Origin of the sequence: Brevibacterium zhoupengii (assembly GCF_021117425.1) — a bacterium.
Lineage (GTDB): Bacteria > Actinomycetota > Actinomycetes > Actinomycetales > Brevibacteriaceae > Brevibacterium > Brevibacterium zhoupengii.
The window spans coordinates 2,799,429-2,816,264 of the sequence record NZ_CP088298.1; the positions used below are offsets into that span (position 1 = coordinate 2,799,429).

The window sequence follows — 16,836 nt, forward strand, 5'->3', positions numbered from 1 at the left end:
CAACCTTGAGCGGGCGCCAGTCTCAGGGCTTGCTATATTAGTTGTGTTTGAAATTAGAGTGCCACATCGGGATCATTTCTGGACGAGTGCCCACCACATCTCAGAGGTCTTTCGTTTGAAATTGTCACCCTCTAACTCGGGGAGCGCCCGTGCCGTTGCATAGGCAAGCGCAAGTACGGCTGAAGCATTTCTCGACCTGAGTAGTCCGAGTTCGTCGAGGAGCTCGGTGTAGTCAGCTGGCAAAATCGCGGCTTCAGAGAGAACCTCCTGAACGCAAAGGTCTGCGATGACACGCCGCTTCGGGCCCTTCAAATGTTCTCTCCTGTAGCGAGCTTCGATCGCTCGCACTTTCGCCTGTCTAGCACCAGTCGAAAAAGACAAGTTAAGATCACGACACACCGCGGCAAAAACGGATGGGACTGAGACTGAAGTAGCTTCCACCCATTGCTGGCTCAGATCGGGATCCCGTCGAACCTTCTGAGCTGCCCGAATTAGTGAGTTCATATAGCCCTCGACCTGATTCACGAGTCTCTCGACGGCGTCATCCCAATCGATCGGCTCTTCCCCGAGCCAATTGCTATAGAAAATTAAGGCACTCTTGTTATCTTTATGCTGTCGAGCAGTCCTTAACATGTAAACCGATCGTGTTGCATCTTGGCGTTTCCCGAATACCCCGATCGCAGAGAGGAACGAAGCATCTTCTGCAAGCGTCTCGCGAAGTGCCACGTATGACGAAGATACGAAAGAATCGAAGCCATCGGCTCCGGAGTTTGAACGAGGCAGCTCAATATTTAATCCCACCTCGCTTCCGAGGAGGAGTGAACGAAGTTGCTCGTATTGGACGATAAAATCTGAAATCGTCACGCGCGATTCCCGTGTTTGAACCCAACCGGCTCGGCTACAGCACCCGTCGACAACTTGAAGCCCACAGTAAATTGCGCGATGGACTGGTTCTTAGCCACCTCCCCCGATGCAAAAAATCTGAGAGGATCGAATCGCACGGCTGTGCCGAGCTCGTTGACCCAAAGCTCCCCGCCTCGGCCTTGCGCCCATCGGACGCGGCCCGAATAGGTTCGAGCGTGCCCACGCTCGTTGGCAATTAAATTCGTTGTGTGAAGGCGCCGCGTGAGCTGACGCGTTGCTTCCTGAGTTGCCCGGAATTCGAGGCGAGCATCCGGGTAGTCACCACCGATGAAGGCAAGCATTGCACTTACATAATTCAGCCGATATGTGTCAGGCAGCTCAACGCCATCGAGACTTGCGATCACGTGGCGAAGGTATCTTGCTTCATGTTCTGTCATGTACAAAGGAACACGTTCCCCGTGAAGCAAATCGGAACCAGTAGCTCGCTTCCAGGCAAGGTTCAATAAAAGATTCGCACACCGCCAATCCCGGAGAGTCGCTGGAGAATTCTCCAGCCGGGTTAGGGCTTTGGCCTCGCCGTCTCCGCCATCACGAGCGTCAAACTGCGCAAGAAAATACGTAGCAGCAGGATCCTCGTTGACATCAAGTTCGGCCAAATAATGCCAGACTGCCTCGTCATTCTTTAGCAATCCCTCTAGTGTTGCGCTTCGGTCGTCAAGCTGAGCACGTTTTGCAGCTGAAACCGAATCTCTATCAACTGACTCAATCATCGCGAGCGCCGATGCCGCCCGGTCCACTCGTTCCGATTCTGATAAGACGCCCGACCGAAGTGCGTCTCTGGTCGCCCAAGCAAGAACGTCGATTGGATGCACATTTGTGGGATCGATAGCGAGCGCGCTCTTCACAGCGTTGAAGATATCATCGAGACGAGTCGCCAAACCGAGATTATCCGCAGTCGCATCTTTCGAGTTGGTCACCTCGTGGGTAATTGCCCCTAGCGTCGAGGCCAGCTCTACAGCAAGCGACAATCGAATCATTCCGCGCATAGTGTCGTCCGCAAGAACCTCCTCAAGCGTGTCACGGTTACGCTCCAACAGTAGAATTCTTTCGTCTGTCGTCGTATTCGTTTTAGTCTGTTGCCAATGCACGTGGGCCCGGATGAGTGCTGATTCTTGTAGGACAAGTCGCGGACTTATAGTAGCGTCATTTTCCCGCCGTAGACGAAGCGACTCTGAAAAATCGAGGTAATACGGCCGAAACCTCATATCTGACGCATTCGCACCCACCACCTCCAACAATTGAACTAGGAAGCTGACCTCGTCTGCAGACGAATAACCAACGGTCGTACGCACATTTGCAATAATCGTCTCGACGACTTCTGCCTCAACCGAGAGTGGAACTTCGTGCTGAGCCAAGAGAATTGCTTCCAGCCGCGAACGAGCGACGAGCGACAACTCTCCCGTTTCATCTTCGTCATCGCGAATGATGTCGTAAGCGGTGAGAGCAGCTCTGATTGACTGCGAACCCTGCCGACCAATAGTTCGAAGCACTAGGTCCATTGGAACTGGCAAGCCATATCTCCCTGCCACGATCACGATTGTCGTGACTCTCTGGATTCCGCTTCGGTCATCGAAACTCGCGTCATACAACTCTGACTCATCAACGAGAGAGCCCTCATTTACAGGCAAACTGTAACCAGCTGCAGCGAATGCCGCTTCCAACGCAGTCATTCTGCTTGATGCTTCTCGGACCTCGTTGTCTTGTGACGTCAGTTCGCGAAGCCCTCGTTCAGCTGCCCGCATCTCGGACGCAAGCCCATGCCGCAGGGAGTGTTCCGTTTCCGGCAGCGCGCGATACAGAAAGCCGAGGAAGCTTGAGTCAACTGGCCCCAGTTTTGGCGTAATCTCAATGCCAAAATTGCCGAGAAGCCTTGTGATTCTTCGAACCTCCCCATCGCTAAGCACAGCCGGAGCCTTGATAGCATCAGGCTCGGATGTCTTTTGCCAATAAGTTGACCCAACTAGGACAACTTTTCGACCGCGGGCATGTAATCGCCGCGCCAGCGACTCGTATTCAGACGCATCAGTCATGCCGTCCCAAATAAAGACAACTGCGCGGGCTCCCTCGTCTTGGGACCATTGTGCAAACTTCTCTATGTCGTCGAACGAGGGCCTGGAAGTACGACGCGACTGGTGCAACACAGCAGCCCGTCCACTCGCGGCAATCTTTACTGCTAGAGCTGCGAGAGCAATTGACTTCCCTGTCGAGGTTTGACCAGCAACCACGATCGGGCCGAAGGCATTAGGATCCTGGATAAAATCATTCACCTTGATTTCAAGCTGGTCTTCGAAATCGCGTTTTAGATTCATTCCTGCGGAAAGACCCGACCAGCGCGGCGCACCGTCGGGAGCGCCCATGAATGCTCGAAACTCTTGATAGCGTGAAGCGCTTGATCCAAGCGACGGCGGCTTGAGCAAATCAAGATCAATTGGTCGTGCTGAGCGGCGAACTTCATTCCAAGTAGCTATGTCAATTGGGACGAACTTGTCGCCAATCGGAATGACGTGCGACGATTTTTCGGCACCGAATCGGTCAGGAATGGCGCCCTTGTTACCAAGTTCAGATAGCGCGGATTCCAGCGATTCTATGTGAGGTACTAAAATTTCACGCGCGATAAGATCGTCTACGAACTCATCACGGTCGTGCTTATACGCAGAAAACAGGTGAACTTGCCCCATGGACAGCTGGGAAAGTATTGGCATTAAGTCTTCAGGCTTAAGGGGGTCTTCCTTTCCCCACCCTTCGATAACTATCACGCCGCGGGGGGTGATAGTCTCTGCTGATAAGCGGCTAAGCTCCTGAATGGCCGAGCTCTTCCGAATCGCGCGAGTAACTGCATCCGCCCCCGGAAGTTCCTCTTCGGGGAGCATTAGCCCTCCAAACAGGTGCCTAATCTGAAGTTCGCGGGTTGAGCGCGAGGGTACTGATCGCATTGCACCAAATCGCTGCACACCCCGACTGGGACTAGCAAACAGCTCACCGATCTGCGCCTCCACCCGTGAGGTGTATATTCCGCTCCAGCCGTAACCTGTCATCGCGGATGTCTCACCGACATCGTCGCAACCAAGAATCAAAAATGCTGGGCCGCCGGCTAGCATCGCACCCAGATCAAAACGATCCATTGAGCCCCCCATGATTCTCCTAGCTGCCGTCCAGCATTGATCCTACCGTGAGGCAATACACAAACAACGACAAGACACCACTCTAGTTTCCGCACATGCTCCCACTCTGCAGATGCCGGTTTGGAGGTTGCAGTACCCACGCTCTCGTTTGCAACAGCCGTGTCAACAGCCAATTGCAGGGTTCGACATTAGCGGAGCCTAGGACAGCACTTGCCTCGCAAGTCAGAATCGAAATATATAGCACGAGATCCGCGGCCGACGAGCTCTTAACGATTTTGTGATGTGGTTCGTATGTTGATTGCCAGCTTGGTGTTGCCCCGCCGCTTGACGGTCAATCAGAGAGAGCGCGATGGGAACGACTGCATTGTCAGTCATGGGTCTCAGCGTTCCGAAGATCGCCCTCGTCACGTAGAAGACCACCAGCAATGAGACGTCGAATTAAATGCTGAAAACCAACCTCAGCAGTTCGACGCCCCTCAGGATACTGACTGCGCGCGCACTGCGCTGCGGTCGAAGCCGTCGACCCACACACCATTCGGCAATGTGACAAGTGTGCGCACCACTGCGTGCAGCCTGGCCAATCCCTCGACCAGTCGCGCATCGTCAGTCATTGATGCCGCCAGCAACGGTATAGATACAATGGCTAAACCTTCGGCAAAGTTCGAGAATGCGTTCGCGCTCCAAAGCACACTGAAGGCGCGACTAAGTGACATGCGTTCAGCCTACTGGCGGAACTACCCCAGCCCTTCCCAGACCATGCGTTGGCGCATCGCAGGCGCCAAAACCAGAGCGGCAATAACGCTGCCCACTAGCAGCACCCACGCCCCGAAGTACGTAAACAACTTGAGCTCGGGTGCCAAGGCCGGCCCGAAGTCGGCAGCCATGAGGATGACTCCGCCGAGGATCAATGCCGTGGAGACGATCACCTGGATGAACTGTTCGACCGTCGACTTCAGCAGGTTCTTGATCATCGAAATGTTCAGACCACTCGTACCGACGTCCAGGGTGCCATCCTGCAGGTGGCCGGCGATGCGTGAGAGTTGTCCGGGCAGCTCCGCCAGCTGCGGGGCCACGGCTGCTCCGTAGAGAGCGGCCTCGTGCACATCAACGCCCAGTCCCCCGACCTCGCGCAGAAGGCTGCGACCGTTCTGCGTCACCAAGGTGAGCAGATTCAGCTCGGGGTTGAGCTTCGTGATCGACCCTTCCAAGGTGCTGATCGCACGGAAGGCTGTCGCCACAGAAGCGGGCATGGGGAATCCGAAATCGACGACGAAGTCGATGAGCTCACCGAACAATGCCGCCGAGGTGGACCCGGGCATTCCGTCGCCGTACTTCAGCAGAATCTGCCCGATCTCTCGTTGCAGCTCCCTCAGGTTGACGTCACTGGGTGTTCCGAGGAGGTCGAGGATCGCGGCCGTCGCCGCTTGGGAATTCTGAGAGTCGAAGGCCATGAGCAACAGGGCGATCGCTCGGCGGTCGCGTTTGTCGATGCGCCCCACAGCGCCGAAGTCCACAAGGCCGGCACGCCCAGCGGGCGAGATAACGATGTTTCCGGGGTGTAGGTCGGCGTGGAAGATCCCCTTGCCCAGAACCTGCCGGACGACCATGAGAAACAGGTCCTGGGCGATCTCGTCCCTGGCCAGCTCCGAGAGGTTCTCGATGACCTCGGTGGCATGGGACAGGGGAACGCCTTCGATGAGGTCCATGACGATGACGAACTCACCGGAGTACTCCTTGTACACACGCGGGATGCGCACCATCGAATCCGTACCCGCAGTAGATCGTCCCGTCTCATCGGCCTTACGCAGAGCCTCGATGTGGGAGAGCTCCCCGCGGTAGTCGAGTTCGCCCTGGAGCGAGTCGACGAAGCTGCGTGCCAGCTTCCCAATGCCGACCTTGCTGGCCCAGTCGGTGGATCGTTCAAGGCGCTCGGCCAGGCTGAGGACGATATCGCAGTCGGCCCTGACCTGTTTACGGATCTTCGGACGTTGCACCTTCACCGCCACGACTCGGCCCTCCCACGTGACCGCACGATGGACCTGCGCAACCGAAGCGGCAGCGAAGGGAACCTCGTCGAACTCCTCGAACACCTCGGCGACGGGCCTGCCCCACTGGGCCTCGAGCTGCCCTTTGACCTCAGTGAAGGGCACCGGCGGGACACCCGCTTGCAGTGTCGAGAACTCTTCGACGAATTCGTGCGGGATCATGTCACCGCGGGTGGCGATGAACTGTCCCAGCTTGATGAAGGTGACGCCTGCTGCGGCCAGAGCGTCACGGGTCGTCGATGCGATCTCACGCAAGGACACGCGCAGCGTCGGGATCCGTGGCTTGAGGTAACGGGAGAGGCCAAACTGGATGAGGATCTTCTGAATCTGGGCCAGGCGGCTGAAACGGCGGTACCAGGTGGGGATCTTCGGCGCAGACCGTAACAGCGAAGTCAGAGATCCTGTCGGCATAACGAGTTCGATGGCCAGGAGCACGAACATCTGGATGACGATGAACCAGGCGAAGAGCAGCAGGAAAACCATGGTGGCGGGGAAACTCATATCCAGTGTCGGATATTGGCCTCCCTCGGAGATTCCCAGCAAGCGGAATGCCTGGAGAGTGATCGGCCAGATCGAGAGCCCCATGACGAGGGAGACGACGATATTGCGGGCGGCCCCTGTACCGGTGAACATCATGCGCCGGACAAGGAATCCGACGATGACCGCGTTGATGAGGCCCAAACCGATGGAATAGAGGATCGTCACCCGTCAGCCCTTCTGTCGTTCGATCAGATGCGCGCTTACTGCACGTTGGCTCTGTTGTGCGCCGTCACCAGCCTAGTTGATGTGGCGGGCGATGAGATTGAGAGTTCGCAGTGCATCGAGGGATGGGCGGTTGGCCGATCAGTACGTACTATTGAACCAACGCCAAGGGAGGTCGACATGAATCACGACTCCAATCAAGAATTACCTGATCGCAAGGAACTGCGGGAGCCGTCCCAAACTGATGCTCCGCCCAGTGACTGTAGTCTCTCCGATCTGATCTCGATGAACGATGATCAAGATGTCCGCTTCGAACCGGAAAGGCTCGGACTTCGAGCGCGCGTTGTCGATATCTGACAATCGGCGTCAGCACCCAGACCAGTCCTGAGCTGGTCGACTTGCCGGGGAAGTTGCCACAAAGCTTCGCATCAGCCCTAAAGGTGCTCACTCCGGGCGGTGGCCTGCCATCGCCTTGTCGAAAAGCTCGGCGCCGAGGTCGTCGTAGTTCGCGTCCTTCGGGTACCACTCGTCCAGTGAAGCGAAGTCGCCCTTGTCGTCGTAGCCGAGCTCGGAGACGCTCTTCTGCCAGTCCTTCGCCGCCGAACCCAGCGTCGTCGGAGCATCAGGAACGCCTGCCTTGTCCGCAGTCTTATCGGACAGTGTCTCTGCGTACTTCGCCATCTGCTTCTGCACGTCGTCGTCGAAGGGTTCGACGGATCCGTCGTTGGCCTTCGCTTCTTCAACTGCCTTCGCCTTAGCGCCGATGACAACTTCCATCATGGTGCTGAAGGTCGTGGACATCGAGTCGAAGATGACCTGCTGGTAGGCCACCGGCAACTCGGAGTACTTCTTTCCGGCGGTGATCGCACCAGCCGAGCGGGCGATGCCTGCGTCGGCGGCGACTCCGATGTGGGGCGCAACTTCAAACGTTCCGGCTTCGACGTTGGGAGCGAGCTGCCCGAGATCGCAGTCGACGGTCCCCCGCTGCAGCGCCTCGTACGTCTCTGGGAACGACAGTGAGACTGGGGTGGCACCGAGATCAGTCACCTGTTTGCCGGCCGCGGCCGATCCGACGCGGATCTGATTGCCCTTCCAATCCTCGGCGGAGCTCATCGGCTTCGAGCACATCGTGGAATACCCGCCGGCCGCGAGCATCGGGATGAGCGGGACGAGACCCTTGTCTTCGAACTCGGCGAGCACCTCTGGTGTCTCCCAAGCGGCCTGGACGCCGGCCGCGTTCGCTGCGAGGTCGCTGGCCACTGGTGAGGAGGGCAGCGTCGACATGGCCGTACCGATTGCATCGAATGCGGGATATTCGGCTGGGGTGTAGGACGGCAGTGTGAATGCGAGGTCGACTCGACCATCGGCCAAAGCATCGTCAACGTCGGCGTAGCTCGCGATCGCCTGGCCCCACACGATGTCGACGGTGATCTTCCCGCCGGAGCGCTCTTCGATCGCCTTCTTCACGTCGAGCCCATTCGGCGCCAGGATCGAGTTCTCCGACATGGCCGAGGGCTGGAACTTCAGGGTGACCGGGTCGAGATCGGCCAATGCCTTGTCGATGTCCTCCTGCGAGGCCCCGGCGGTGAACCCCTTCCCTGCAGAGCCTTCCGTATCCGATTTCGAGTCGCCTCCGACCGATCCGGCGCATCCGGCCAAGAGCGCCAGCGACGCGACTGTCGCGACGGCGGTGAGAGGGCGGACAGATGCCGACCGAATGCGATTCATGGGACCCCTTTGAACAACGACTGAGAGTTTCCTTAGATCATAGATCTGAATGAGTCCACCCTGTTATGACTCCCCTCACACAGTGCGGAAGCCGTTGATCGGCACAGTCCACGGCAGGGTGAGCCACCTCGGCGAGGATCAGCCGCCAGTGCCGCTGGTGTTCTCGATGAGGTCGGGCAGCCATTCGGTCATTCCGGGGACGGCGACTAGGAGGATGAGGAAGACGACGGCGACGGGCAGGAACCACAGCAGCGAGATGAAGATGTCGCGCAGAGTGATCGTCGTGCCGACGTTGACGGCCTTGTCCTTGACGATGCTGTGGATGATGTAGGGAATGATGCCGACCGGCGGGGTGACCATGCCGAACTCCCCCAGCAGGACGACGAAGACACCGAACCAGAGGGGGCTGACGCCCATCGTCTCCAGCGTCGGCAGCAGGATCGGGATGGTCAGCAGCATCATGGACATGGTGTCGAAGAACATGCCCATGATGATGTAGAGGAGGATCAGCACGAGCAGGAAGCCGAGCGTTGAGAGCCCCAGGTCCGTGATGAAGCCGGTGAGGATGGGTGCCACCCCGGTGATGGCCAGCAGGCTGGTGAGCATCGTCGCGCCGATCATGATGAAGAAGATCGCCGAGGTGGCTGAGACGGTGGCGAGCGCCGATTCAGCAACCTTCTTCCACGGTCCGTCGCCGCGTTTCTCCCACAGGCACAGCAGCACCGAGCACAGGGCGGCAGCGGCACCGGCCTCGGTGGGGGTGAAGATGCCCGAGAACATGCCGCCGAAGAGCACGACGAGGATGACCGGGAAGCCCCAGATACCGCCGAGTGAGGTGAAGCGCTGACGCCAGGTCGGCGAGGTCCGCTCGACTCCTTCGACTCCGCGGCCGACGAGTTTGGGGAAGACCACACCGAGGCCGAGGATGAAGACGGCGAAGCAGACCGCCAGCAGTATTCCGGGCAGGGCGCCGGCCATGAGAGCTGGGCCCACGGGCACCGAGGCGATGCCAGCGTAGATGACCATGAGGATCGAGGGTGGGATGAGGTTTCCGGTCATGCCGGAGACCATGATCGTGCCCACGGCCATGCGTTTGTCGTAGCCGGCCTTGAGCATCTCGGGGATCCCGGCACGGCCCAGCGCGTAGGTCATGCCGATGGTCGAACCCGTCACAGCTGAGAGTCCTGCCCCGGCGAAGTTCGTGCCTATGCCGATTCCTCCGGGTAGCCAGCTGAACCAGTGATCGGCCACCCGGTAGACCTTTGTCGAGAGTCCGGATTGGGTCAGCAGCATGCCCATGAAGATGAACATCGGCAGCACGCTCAGCGTCCAGTCCGAGACCGCGCTGAAGGGTGCTGTGGAGAGGATGTTCATGGTCGCGGGGATGCCGCTGACCGCGTACACGCCGATGATGGACGGCACGGACAAGGCGATGGCGACAGGCACCGATAGGAACAGCAGGACGAGCATCATGGCGATGCACCAGGTCCCACCGACCGCCGCCGAGGGGCTGGTGAACAGTCCGATCAGGCAGACGATGACGAGCCCGAAGCCGATTGTCAGCCCGAGGTAGCCGGGCCGCTTCCGGCGGGATCCAGAAGGCAGCAGGGTGGAGCCGTTGGGCGTGAGGCTCTCGGGTGTCTGGCCATCGGGTGTCGGGCCGGCGGCGGTGGAATCAGTATTTGGGTTCACAGGTCGTTTCCGTCAGCAGCTTGTCAGTAGGTTCTGTCTTCGGCATCGTGTTCGGCGGGTCTGCCAGTGGCAAGGTCGAGTTCGGGCTCACCAGTCCGGGCGATGAGGACGGCATCGAGGATGTAGAGCGCGGCCAGGAGAACGAAAACGATCGGGACGAGGAAGTAGACCGGCCAGGTGATGACATCGGAGACGTCGGCGGTCGAGCCGATCGCCATGTTCTCCAGTGCCTTCATGAGACCGAACCAGGCGAAGCTGAGCGAGACCAGCGCACCGAGGATGCAGGCGAAGATCTTGAACACCGAGGCGGTTGCTTTGCTTGCGCGTTCGGTGACCATGGTGACAGTGATGTGTTCCTTCTGCAGCTGAGCAGCGGGAATCCCCAACAGTGCCACGATCGGCAGATACCAGTACTCGACGATCTCGTTGGTGCCGTAGATCGGGGCGTCGAAGAGGGAACGGGTGAGTGCGTGGATGACGATGTGGAGCATCATGATGATGACCGCTGCGGCAGTGACTATTGTCAGCCACTTGTTGAGGGTCTTGGTGAATGCCAGCATCACACGTCACTTGCTTCGGGCACCGTTGTTGCTGCCACTGCTTTGGGTGCCACAGTGCTGGGTGCTCCCGCGCTGGGTGATACTGATCGAAGCGCGGTCAACAGGTCTTCGACCTCTGAGGTGGATCTCAGCACCTCGGGGACCAACGCGGTGACCCGGCGTGCACCCGCCTCGTCGAGGACGATCGAGTCGATACCGTCCACCTGGGAATAGTGGCGGGCGCTGCGCGGCAGAAGGGCAACGCCGAGCCCGTTTGAGACGAGCGACTGGATCGCCCCCGGGTTGTCGGTGACGTGTCGAGTGCGTGGTTCGAAACCGGCACGTCGGCAGAGTCGCTCGGCTGTGGAGCGGCAACGCAGACAGCCCATGATCCAGGGCAGGTCTGCGACATCTTCGAGATGAGTGAACAGCCCGGCACGGTTCCACCGCTCGGGCACTATCAAATCAAGATGATCGGTCCCGAGTTCTACGGAGTCATGCCCCGGTAGCATTGGTGCGTCCTCGTCTTCGTGATGAAACACGAAAGCCAGGTCGATCTCGCCATCTTCGAGCAGTGTCAGCGCCTCGGGCGGTTCTGCTTCTTCAACCTCGTAGGAGTGGTGGTGGACGTCGCCACTGCCAGTGCCGGTCGCCGATTCGAGATTGCCCAATGCGGCGGCAAGGGGGCCGACGACGAAGCTGGGGAATCCGGCCAGCCGTACGTTGCGTCCGCCGAGGCCAAATGCCTTGGCCAGGTCCCCACGCAGACCCGTCACCGAGGCAGCTATCTCATTCGCACGGATGCGGGCCAGCTGTCCCGCTGTGGTGAGGACGATGCCCCGCGGAGTGCGATCGAAGAGAGTTACCCCAAGGTCCTTCTCGAGGGCGTTCATGTGTTGGGAGAGCGCCGGCTGCGACCACCCCAGATCACGCGCGGCGGCACCGATGCTGCCTGCCTCGGCGATAGCGCCGAAGATCAGCAGCCGCTTCGGCTCACCAATATCGAGAGCCTGCTCAAACACATTTGCCATAAGTCCAGCTTATGCCAGAGCAGAGAAGACTGGGTCTACCGGGTGGGATTGGCACGGGACAGACTTGATGATGACGAGAGACTTATGAAAGTTTCGCGAATTGAGGAGACGAACAATGCGCAGGATCGGCCTTTTGGGTGGGATGAGCTGGCACTCAAGCATCGAGTACTACACGAAGATCAACACCGCTGTAGCGCAGCGTCTCGGCGGTCATCATTCGGCTCAGATCCTTCTCGACTCCACCGACTTCGCCGATATCCGTGATTTGCAGGTAGCCGAGGACTGGGCTGGTGCCGGTGCTTCGTTGGCTGCGACTGGTCAACGCCTGCAGGCGGGTGGCGCCGAGGCTGTCGCCATTGCCACCAATCTCATGCATAAATGCGCGCCCGCTCTAGAGGCCGCGGTAGACGTGCCGGTCATTCACATTGTCGATTCGATCGCCGCTGTAGCTCGTGAGCGCGGATACTCGACCCTTGCGGTGCTCGGCACGAGATTGACTATGCTCGATGGCTTCTACACCGAGCGCCTGGAAGCTCAGGGCTTTCGCACGCACGTCCCCGATGAGCAGACCTGCAACGAGGTCGACCAGATCATCTTCGACGAACTCACTCAAGGGATTTTCACCGACGCCTCGCGAGCTCGCCATGTCGAGATCATGGACGGTCTCAAAGCACGCGGTGCGGATGCAGTTGCGCTGTCTTGCACGGAGATCGGTCTGTTGGTTCCGCCTGAGACCGCTCCCCTGCCTGCAATCGATTCGGTGGATGCGCACGTGGCGACGATTGTGGAGTGGATGATGGCCGCCGTCTGACTACACCGTTTGGCCTTCTGAAGTTGCTTGCGCGGAGGCAGACGATTACGGCAGTAAATTCCAGGCCATACCTCGAGCTAATTGAGTTGGTGCCAATGATGCTAATTCAAGGGCGGGCTCACAGAATTCAAAGCAGACGCCCTCGAGGATGTTTGTGATCCTGACTCCTGAATCTGACCATTTTCCGAACGTGTCTCTTTGGCCTCCGACATGGCAATGGCAGCGTCGAGGATTTCACTATCGCTGACTGGCTGAAAGTCTTCAGGAGAGAAAGCGCCGTCCATAAACAGATACCCCCAGGTGTAAAGGAAGACCGACAGAACTACCCATGTGCTGAATACTCGCAACAGATCATCGGAGACGAATGCCATTGCAGAAGCAAGAACAGCGATCCCTCCACCTACCGCGGCATTTCGGGTGATCCTCAGGAACTGCGTGAAAGTCCTCCGGGGATGTTTAGATTTACGAAATAAGGGGACGCACAGCAGAATGGCCGCCGAAATAACGATGTACACAGAAGCGATGAGAAAGCCACCGCGCACATATATCAGAGTGGAAATCTTTTCGAAGTCATCGGGGTCAGGCACAAAAGGAAGAGCTGCTGCAAAAACTATCAAAAGTGTGATGATACTTCCCTTGAGAAGGGCTTTGACCGCTCGTAGTTTCCTCCACGCCCAGATCAAACGCAATAGTGTCAATACTCGCACTCGCCACCGCTCCCAAACGGTTACTGGGCTGTGCGCGATCGCACGATCTCTTTTCGGACGATGAGGCACAGGAATGTACGTCCTTCCGTTGCAGGAGACCAGCCATCTCACCCTGAGGTTCACGAGCCGATGGTCGGGTCACTGTATAAATGTTTTCAGCATCAAAGCGGAGCACTTATCTCAGCCGTACCCACTTTCGGAATCGGCTGTGAAGATCTCGAAAGATCAATGTGTCGATAGTGGTTTCGAGCCTAACCGCATTGCCCCGAATATCTGGAATCGAACTGTGGTTTAGGGGACGCTCGTCCTCCTGCAACGATAAGGCCGAGGCCTAGCGACAACATGGTCGGGTGCGCAGTCAGAGGGTAGTCTCTGGGATCTTCAGTTCTATGACCGTTCACCCTCGTCGCCGAGTTCCAGGCTGTCAGCGACGACGATCTTCGCTGGCGCGGGCCATGCGCTTCTTTGGCGCCGCTTACTCGGCAATTTGGCATTCCTATCGCCGAGACGCCTCGTTCTCAGATTGGCTCCACCTGCGCGTTCAACCATTTCTTCCACTCCCAGAACCATCCCGGAGCAGTTGCGGAATCGGAATCGAGCGGGCGAGACCAGGCTCTGATGCGCCCGATTCCGTGCAGAGCGTTGACGAGCCATACCTCGTGTTCGAACAGATCTTCAGGGCGTGCCCGTCGATACTCGATGCCAATGGCCCTCCTGCGAGCTTCTGCCACGATCAGGGCTGAGGTGATGCCTGGAAGCTGCGCCAGATCAGGGTGAGGCACACACAGCGTCTCGCCCTCCCACCACAGCAGACTTGAGGTTGCCGATTCGACGGCCAGTCCTTGTTCGTCGACAAGCAGCACCTCGTCGCAGCGGTGTTCCTCGTATGCTCTGGTGCGCAATTCACCGAGCAGAGCGATGTCCGGGCCCTTGGTCCGTGGCCGCTGACGCGGATCAGTAAATGGTGGAACCCACACGCTGAGTTCGTCGGTGCGAACTGGTGCTGGTCTCAGTCGAAACCCGAGAATCGGGTCGTCGTTGCCGATGATCTCTACTCTGGGGAACCACTGACCTGAACGCGGAATGAGGTTGATGAGTGCTGACCAGAAGTCATCTGAACCAGCGTCGGGGAATCCGAGCTCGCGAGCAGCCTCAGTGAATCTCTGCCGATGCTCATTCAGTGCTCGCACCGTACCGTCATTGACTAACCAGGAATCTGCGGCCCAATTAGTGCCGCTGTTTTCACATGGCTCTAAGACCTTTTCGAGGGGGTTCCAGGTCCAGCTGCTCATTTCAGGGCCTCTCCCCTGCTGATTTCAATGCCGGCACTCGTCCGCTCGCTCTCGTCAGGAAATTCAGAATCGTGGAGCAGCCTCAGCAGTGGAGCGGCTTTGGTCACGGTTTCAGCGTATTCGTCTTCAGGGTCAGAGAGTGCGACGATGGCGCCGCCGACCCCGTACCGTGCGGTGTCATCCGCGACGACCAGCGTCCTGATGACAACGTTGAGATCGACGGCTCCGTTGAGGGAGAAGTAGCCGATAGTCCCGCTGTACACACCACGGGGGCCGCCCTCCAACTCTTCGATGATCGACATGGTTCGCAATTTCGGTGCGCCGGTCATCGACCCGGGTGGGAAGGCTGCTTTGACGCATGCGACTGGCGAATTCGCCGGGTCGAGGCGCGCGCTCACCGTGCTGACCATCTGATGCACCGTGGAATAGGTTTCGATGTCGAAGAGCTTCTCGACGGCCACCGAACCGAGCTGTGCGGTTGCTCCGAGGTCGTGGCGGACGAGGTCGACGATCATCAGGTTCTCCGACCGGTCTTTTTCACAGTGCCGGAGTTCGTTTCTGATCGCTTCGTCCTCGGCCTCGCTGTTGCCTCTCGCTCGAGTGCCTTTGATCGGCTTGGATTCGACCGTTCCATCGGAGCCGATGCGCAGAAACCGTTCGGGGGACGTACTGAGTATGGTCACGTCCTTCGATGTGAGATAGACACCGAAGGGTGTGGGATTGTCTGCGCGCAGCGAAAAGTAGGCGTTCAAAGAGTCGGAGCGAGAGTTCAGGGTGACGAACCCACCGTCTGACTCGAGCATGTTGGTCAGGCAGATCTCATAGGATTCGCCATCTGTAATCTTCTCCAGCGACCGTGCGATCAGAGCAAGATACTCGGAGTGAGAATGGTGTGCGCGCAGCGGCGATCTGCCGAAGGAGGCACCTTCACTGGGACTCACCGCTGTCTCAACATTGATCGCACAAATCAAGTTACGAGTCTGCTCACACCAGTCTTCACAGTCTGCTGTCGATGCGCCGAGTCCTTTCAACGCCAACAAGTAGATTCTCGATTCCACGTGATCGATGACGATGGCTCTGTCCAAGAACATCATCGTTGCGTCTGGCAGGTCCGAGTGGTGCTGATTCGGCGATCCGACTTCGGCCTTGAGCTCATATCCCAGGTAGCCGACCCACCCGAGTCGAAAGTCGAAGGGAAGTGGCGGACAATCAACGTCAGACTCAACCTCGATACTGGCGAGTTCGTTTTGCATCCAGTCGAAGAAGCCGCTGTTGACAATGGCCGGTGCCGAGACCAGCTCCGCCGAGGTACTCGCAGTACGGCGGACTCGCACCCTGCCGTTGGTCGCATCGGCTGTCGCAATTTTTCCATCTGGTCCTATGGGCGCACCCATAATGGAATACCGTGACGACTGGCTGCTGGGGTGATTCCCGTCGAGCCAGACGGACTCCTCCTCATGACCGTAGAGCGCTGCGAAAATCTGCTCCGCCGGTGCGCAGTGATCCAGGACTTCGACGTGCAGTGCCGCCTGACCCTTCAGACCTTTATCTGCGGGGCCCGAATGCTCAGTGCGCTCACCGGTTCGACCCGGACGTCTGTCATTGTGCACTTCGCTGTCCGGGCCTGACTTCGCGTCCGCCCACTCCCCGGTCAGTCGCGCAAAATTACCCAGCAGTTGAAGACTGTACTCAGTCGAGATCGACTCGGGATGGAATTGGACTCCCCACTGCGGCAGGGTGCGATGGCGCAGGCCCATGATGACTCCGTCATCGGAATACGCGGTGACCTCCAGCGCCTCGGGAACGTCGGTGACTGCCAGCGAGTGATACCGCACCGCGTTGAACGTCGGCGGAAGATCGGTGAAGAGATCGACACCGAAGTTTCGGATCTCCGAGAGCCGGCCGTGCCGTGGGCTGGGAGCGTGAGCCACCGTTCCACCGTGAGCCAGCGCAATCCCCTGATGCCCCAGGCAGATGCCGAGGACAGGGATCGTTGCCGTGGCGATGACCTCGGCACAGATACCGAAATCCGCGAACTTATCCGGAGAGCCTGGGCCCGGTGAGATCACCACATTGTCGAACCCGTCCAGCACTCCCGGGTGCCAGTCGGCCCAGTCATTGGGCACAACGACTGGCGGGGTGCCGTTGACCTCGGCGAGGTAGTGGTGCAGGTTGAAGGTGAACGAGTCGTAGTTGTCGATGAGGAGTGTGCGGATCACTGCTCTGCCGATACTTCAGTCAGT

Annotated in this window: 12 protein-coding genes; 1 reads left to right on the plus strand and 11 read right to left on the minus strand. The window is 58.5% G+C overall.

Features of this window, described 5'->3' with window-relative positions; translation table 11 throughout:
* Nucleotides 1-72 precede the first annotated feature (72 nt).
* From LQ788_RS12725 to LQ788_RS12755, 8 genes are all read right to left on the minus strand, one after another.
* Nucleotides 73-864: a hypothetical protein gene (locus LQ788_RS12725; RefSeq protein WP_231441523.1), complete on the minus strand. Its 792-nt coding sequence runs from the start codon at nucleotides 862-864 to the stop codon at nucleotides 73-75.
* Complete coding sequence (locus LQ788_RS12730) at nucleotides 861-4,046, minus strand: P-loop NTPase (RefSeq protein WP_231441525.1); 3,186 nt, start codon at nucleotides 4,044-4,046, stop codon at nucleotides 861-863. The genes LQ788_RS12725 and LQ788_RS12730 overlap by 4 nt, the downstream gene beginning before the upstream one ends.
* Before the next feature lie 476 nt (nucleotides 4,047-4,522).
* Nucleotides 4,523-4,657 carry a hypothetical protein gene (locus LQ788_RS19860; protein WP_262908268.1) on the minus strand — a complete coding sequence of 45 codons (135 nt, stop codon included), beginning with the start codon at nucleotides 4,655-4,657 and terminating at the stop codon, nucleotides 4,523-4,525.
* A gap of 123 nt (nucleotides 4,658-4,780) precedes the next feature.
* A complete protein-coding gene (locus LQ788_RS12735) occupies nucleotides 4,781-6,796 on the minus strand; it encodes an ABC1 kinase family protein (RefSeq protein WP_231441527.1) in 2,016 nt (671 codons plus the stop codon).
* A gap of 441 nt (nucleotides 6,797-7,237) precedes the next feature.
* Nucleotides 7,238-8,521: a TRAP transporter substrate-binding protein DctP gene (gene dctP, locus LQ788_RS12740; RefSeq protein ID WP_231441529.1), complete on the minus strand. Its 1,284-nt coding sequence runs from the start codon at nucleotides 8,519-8,521 to the stop codon at nucleotides 7,238-7,240.
* A 138-nt stretch (nucleotides 8,522-8,659) separates the two neighbouring features.
* Nucleotides 8,660-10,213 carry a TRAP transporter large permease gene (locus LQ788_RS12745; RefSeq protein ID WP_231441531.1) on the minus strand — a complete coding sequence of 518 codons (1,554 nt, stop codon included), beginning with the start codon at nucleotides 10,211-10,213 and terminating at the stop codon, nucleotides 8,660-8,662.
* Between the two features lie 23 nt (nucleotides 10,214-10,236).
* Nucleotides 10,237-10,773, minus strand: a complete 537-nt coding sequence (locus LQ788_RS12750; RefSeq protein ID WP_231441533.1) for a TRAP transporter small permease — start codon at nucleotides 10,771-10,773, stop codon at nucleotides 10,237-10,239.
* On the minus strand, nucleotides 10,773-11,783 hold the full coding sequence (locus LQ788_RS12755) for a LysR family transcriptional regulator (protein ID WP_231441535.1): 1,011 nt from the start codon (nucleotides 11,781-11,783) through the stop codon (nucleotides 10,773-10,775). Before LQ788_RS12755 ends, LQ788_RS12750 begins: the two co-directional genes overlap by 1 nt.
* Before the next feature lie 115 nt (nucleotides 11,784-11,898).
* Here LQ788_RS12755 and LQ788_RS12760 point away from each other — a divergent pair, with 115 nt between their 5' ends.
* The gene (locus tag LQ788_RS12760) at nucleotides 11,899-12,594 is read left to right on the plus strand and encodes an aspartate/glutamate racemase family protein (protein WP_231441537.1); all 696 of its coding nucleotides are present in this window, start codon (nucleotides 11,899-11,901) and stop codon (nucleotides 12,592-12,594) included.
* Between the two features lie 101 nt (nucleotides 12,595-12,695).
* Here the strand turns inward: LQ788_RS12760 and LQ788_RS12765 are convergent, their stop codons facing one another.
* The 3 genes from LQ788_RS12765 to pabB form a co-directional block, all read right to left on the minus strand.
* Nucleotides 12,696-13,301, minus strand: a complete 606-nt coding sequence (locus tag LQ788_RS12765; protein WP_231441538.1) for a hypothetical protein — start codon at nucleotides 13,299-13,301, stop codon at nucleotides 12,696-12,698.
* Nucleotides 13,302-13,819: 518 nt separating this feature from the next.
* Nucleotides 13,820-14,593, minus strand: a complete 774-nt coding sequence (locus tag LQ788_RS12770; RefSeq protein ID WP_262908269.1) for an aminotransferase class IV — start codon at nucleotides 14,591-14,593, stop codon at nucleotides 13,820-13,822.
* Nucleotides 14,590-16,812, minus strand: coding sequence for an aminodeoxychorismate synthase component I (gene pabB, locus LQ788_RS12775; RefSeq protein ID WP_231441542.1), 2,223 nt, complete (start codon nucleotides 16,810-16,812; stop codon nucleotides 14,590-14,592). The genes LQ788_RS12770 and pabB overlap by 4 nt, the downstream gene beginning before the upstream one ends.
* Nucleotides 16,813-16,836 lie beyond the last annotated feature (24 nt).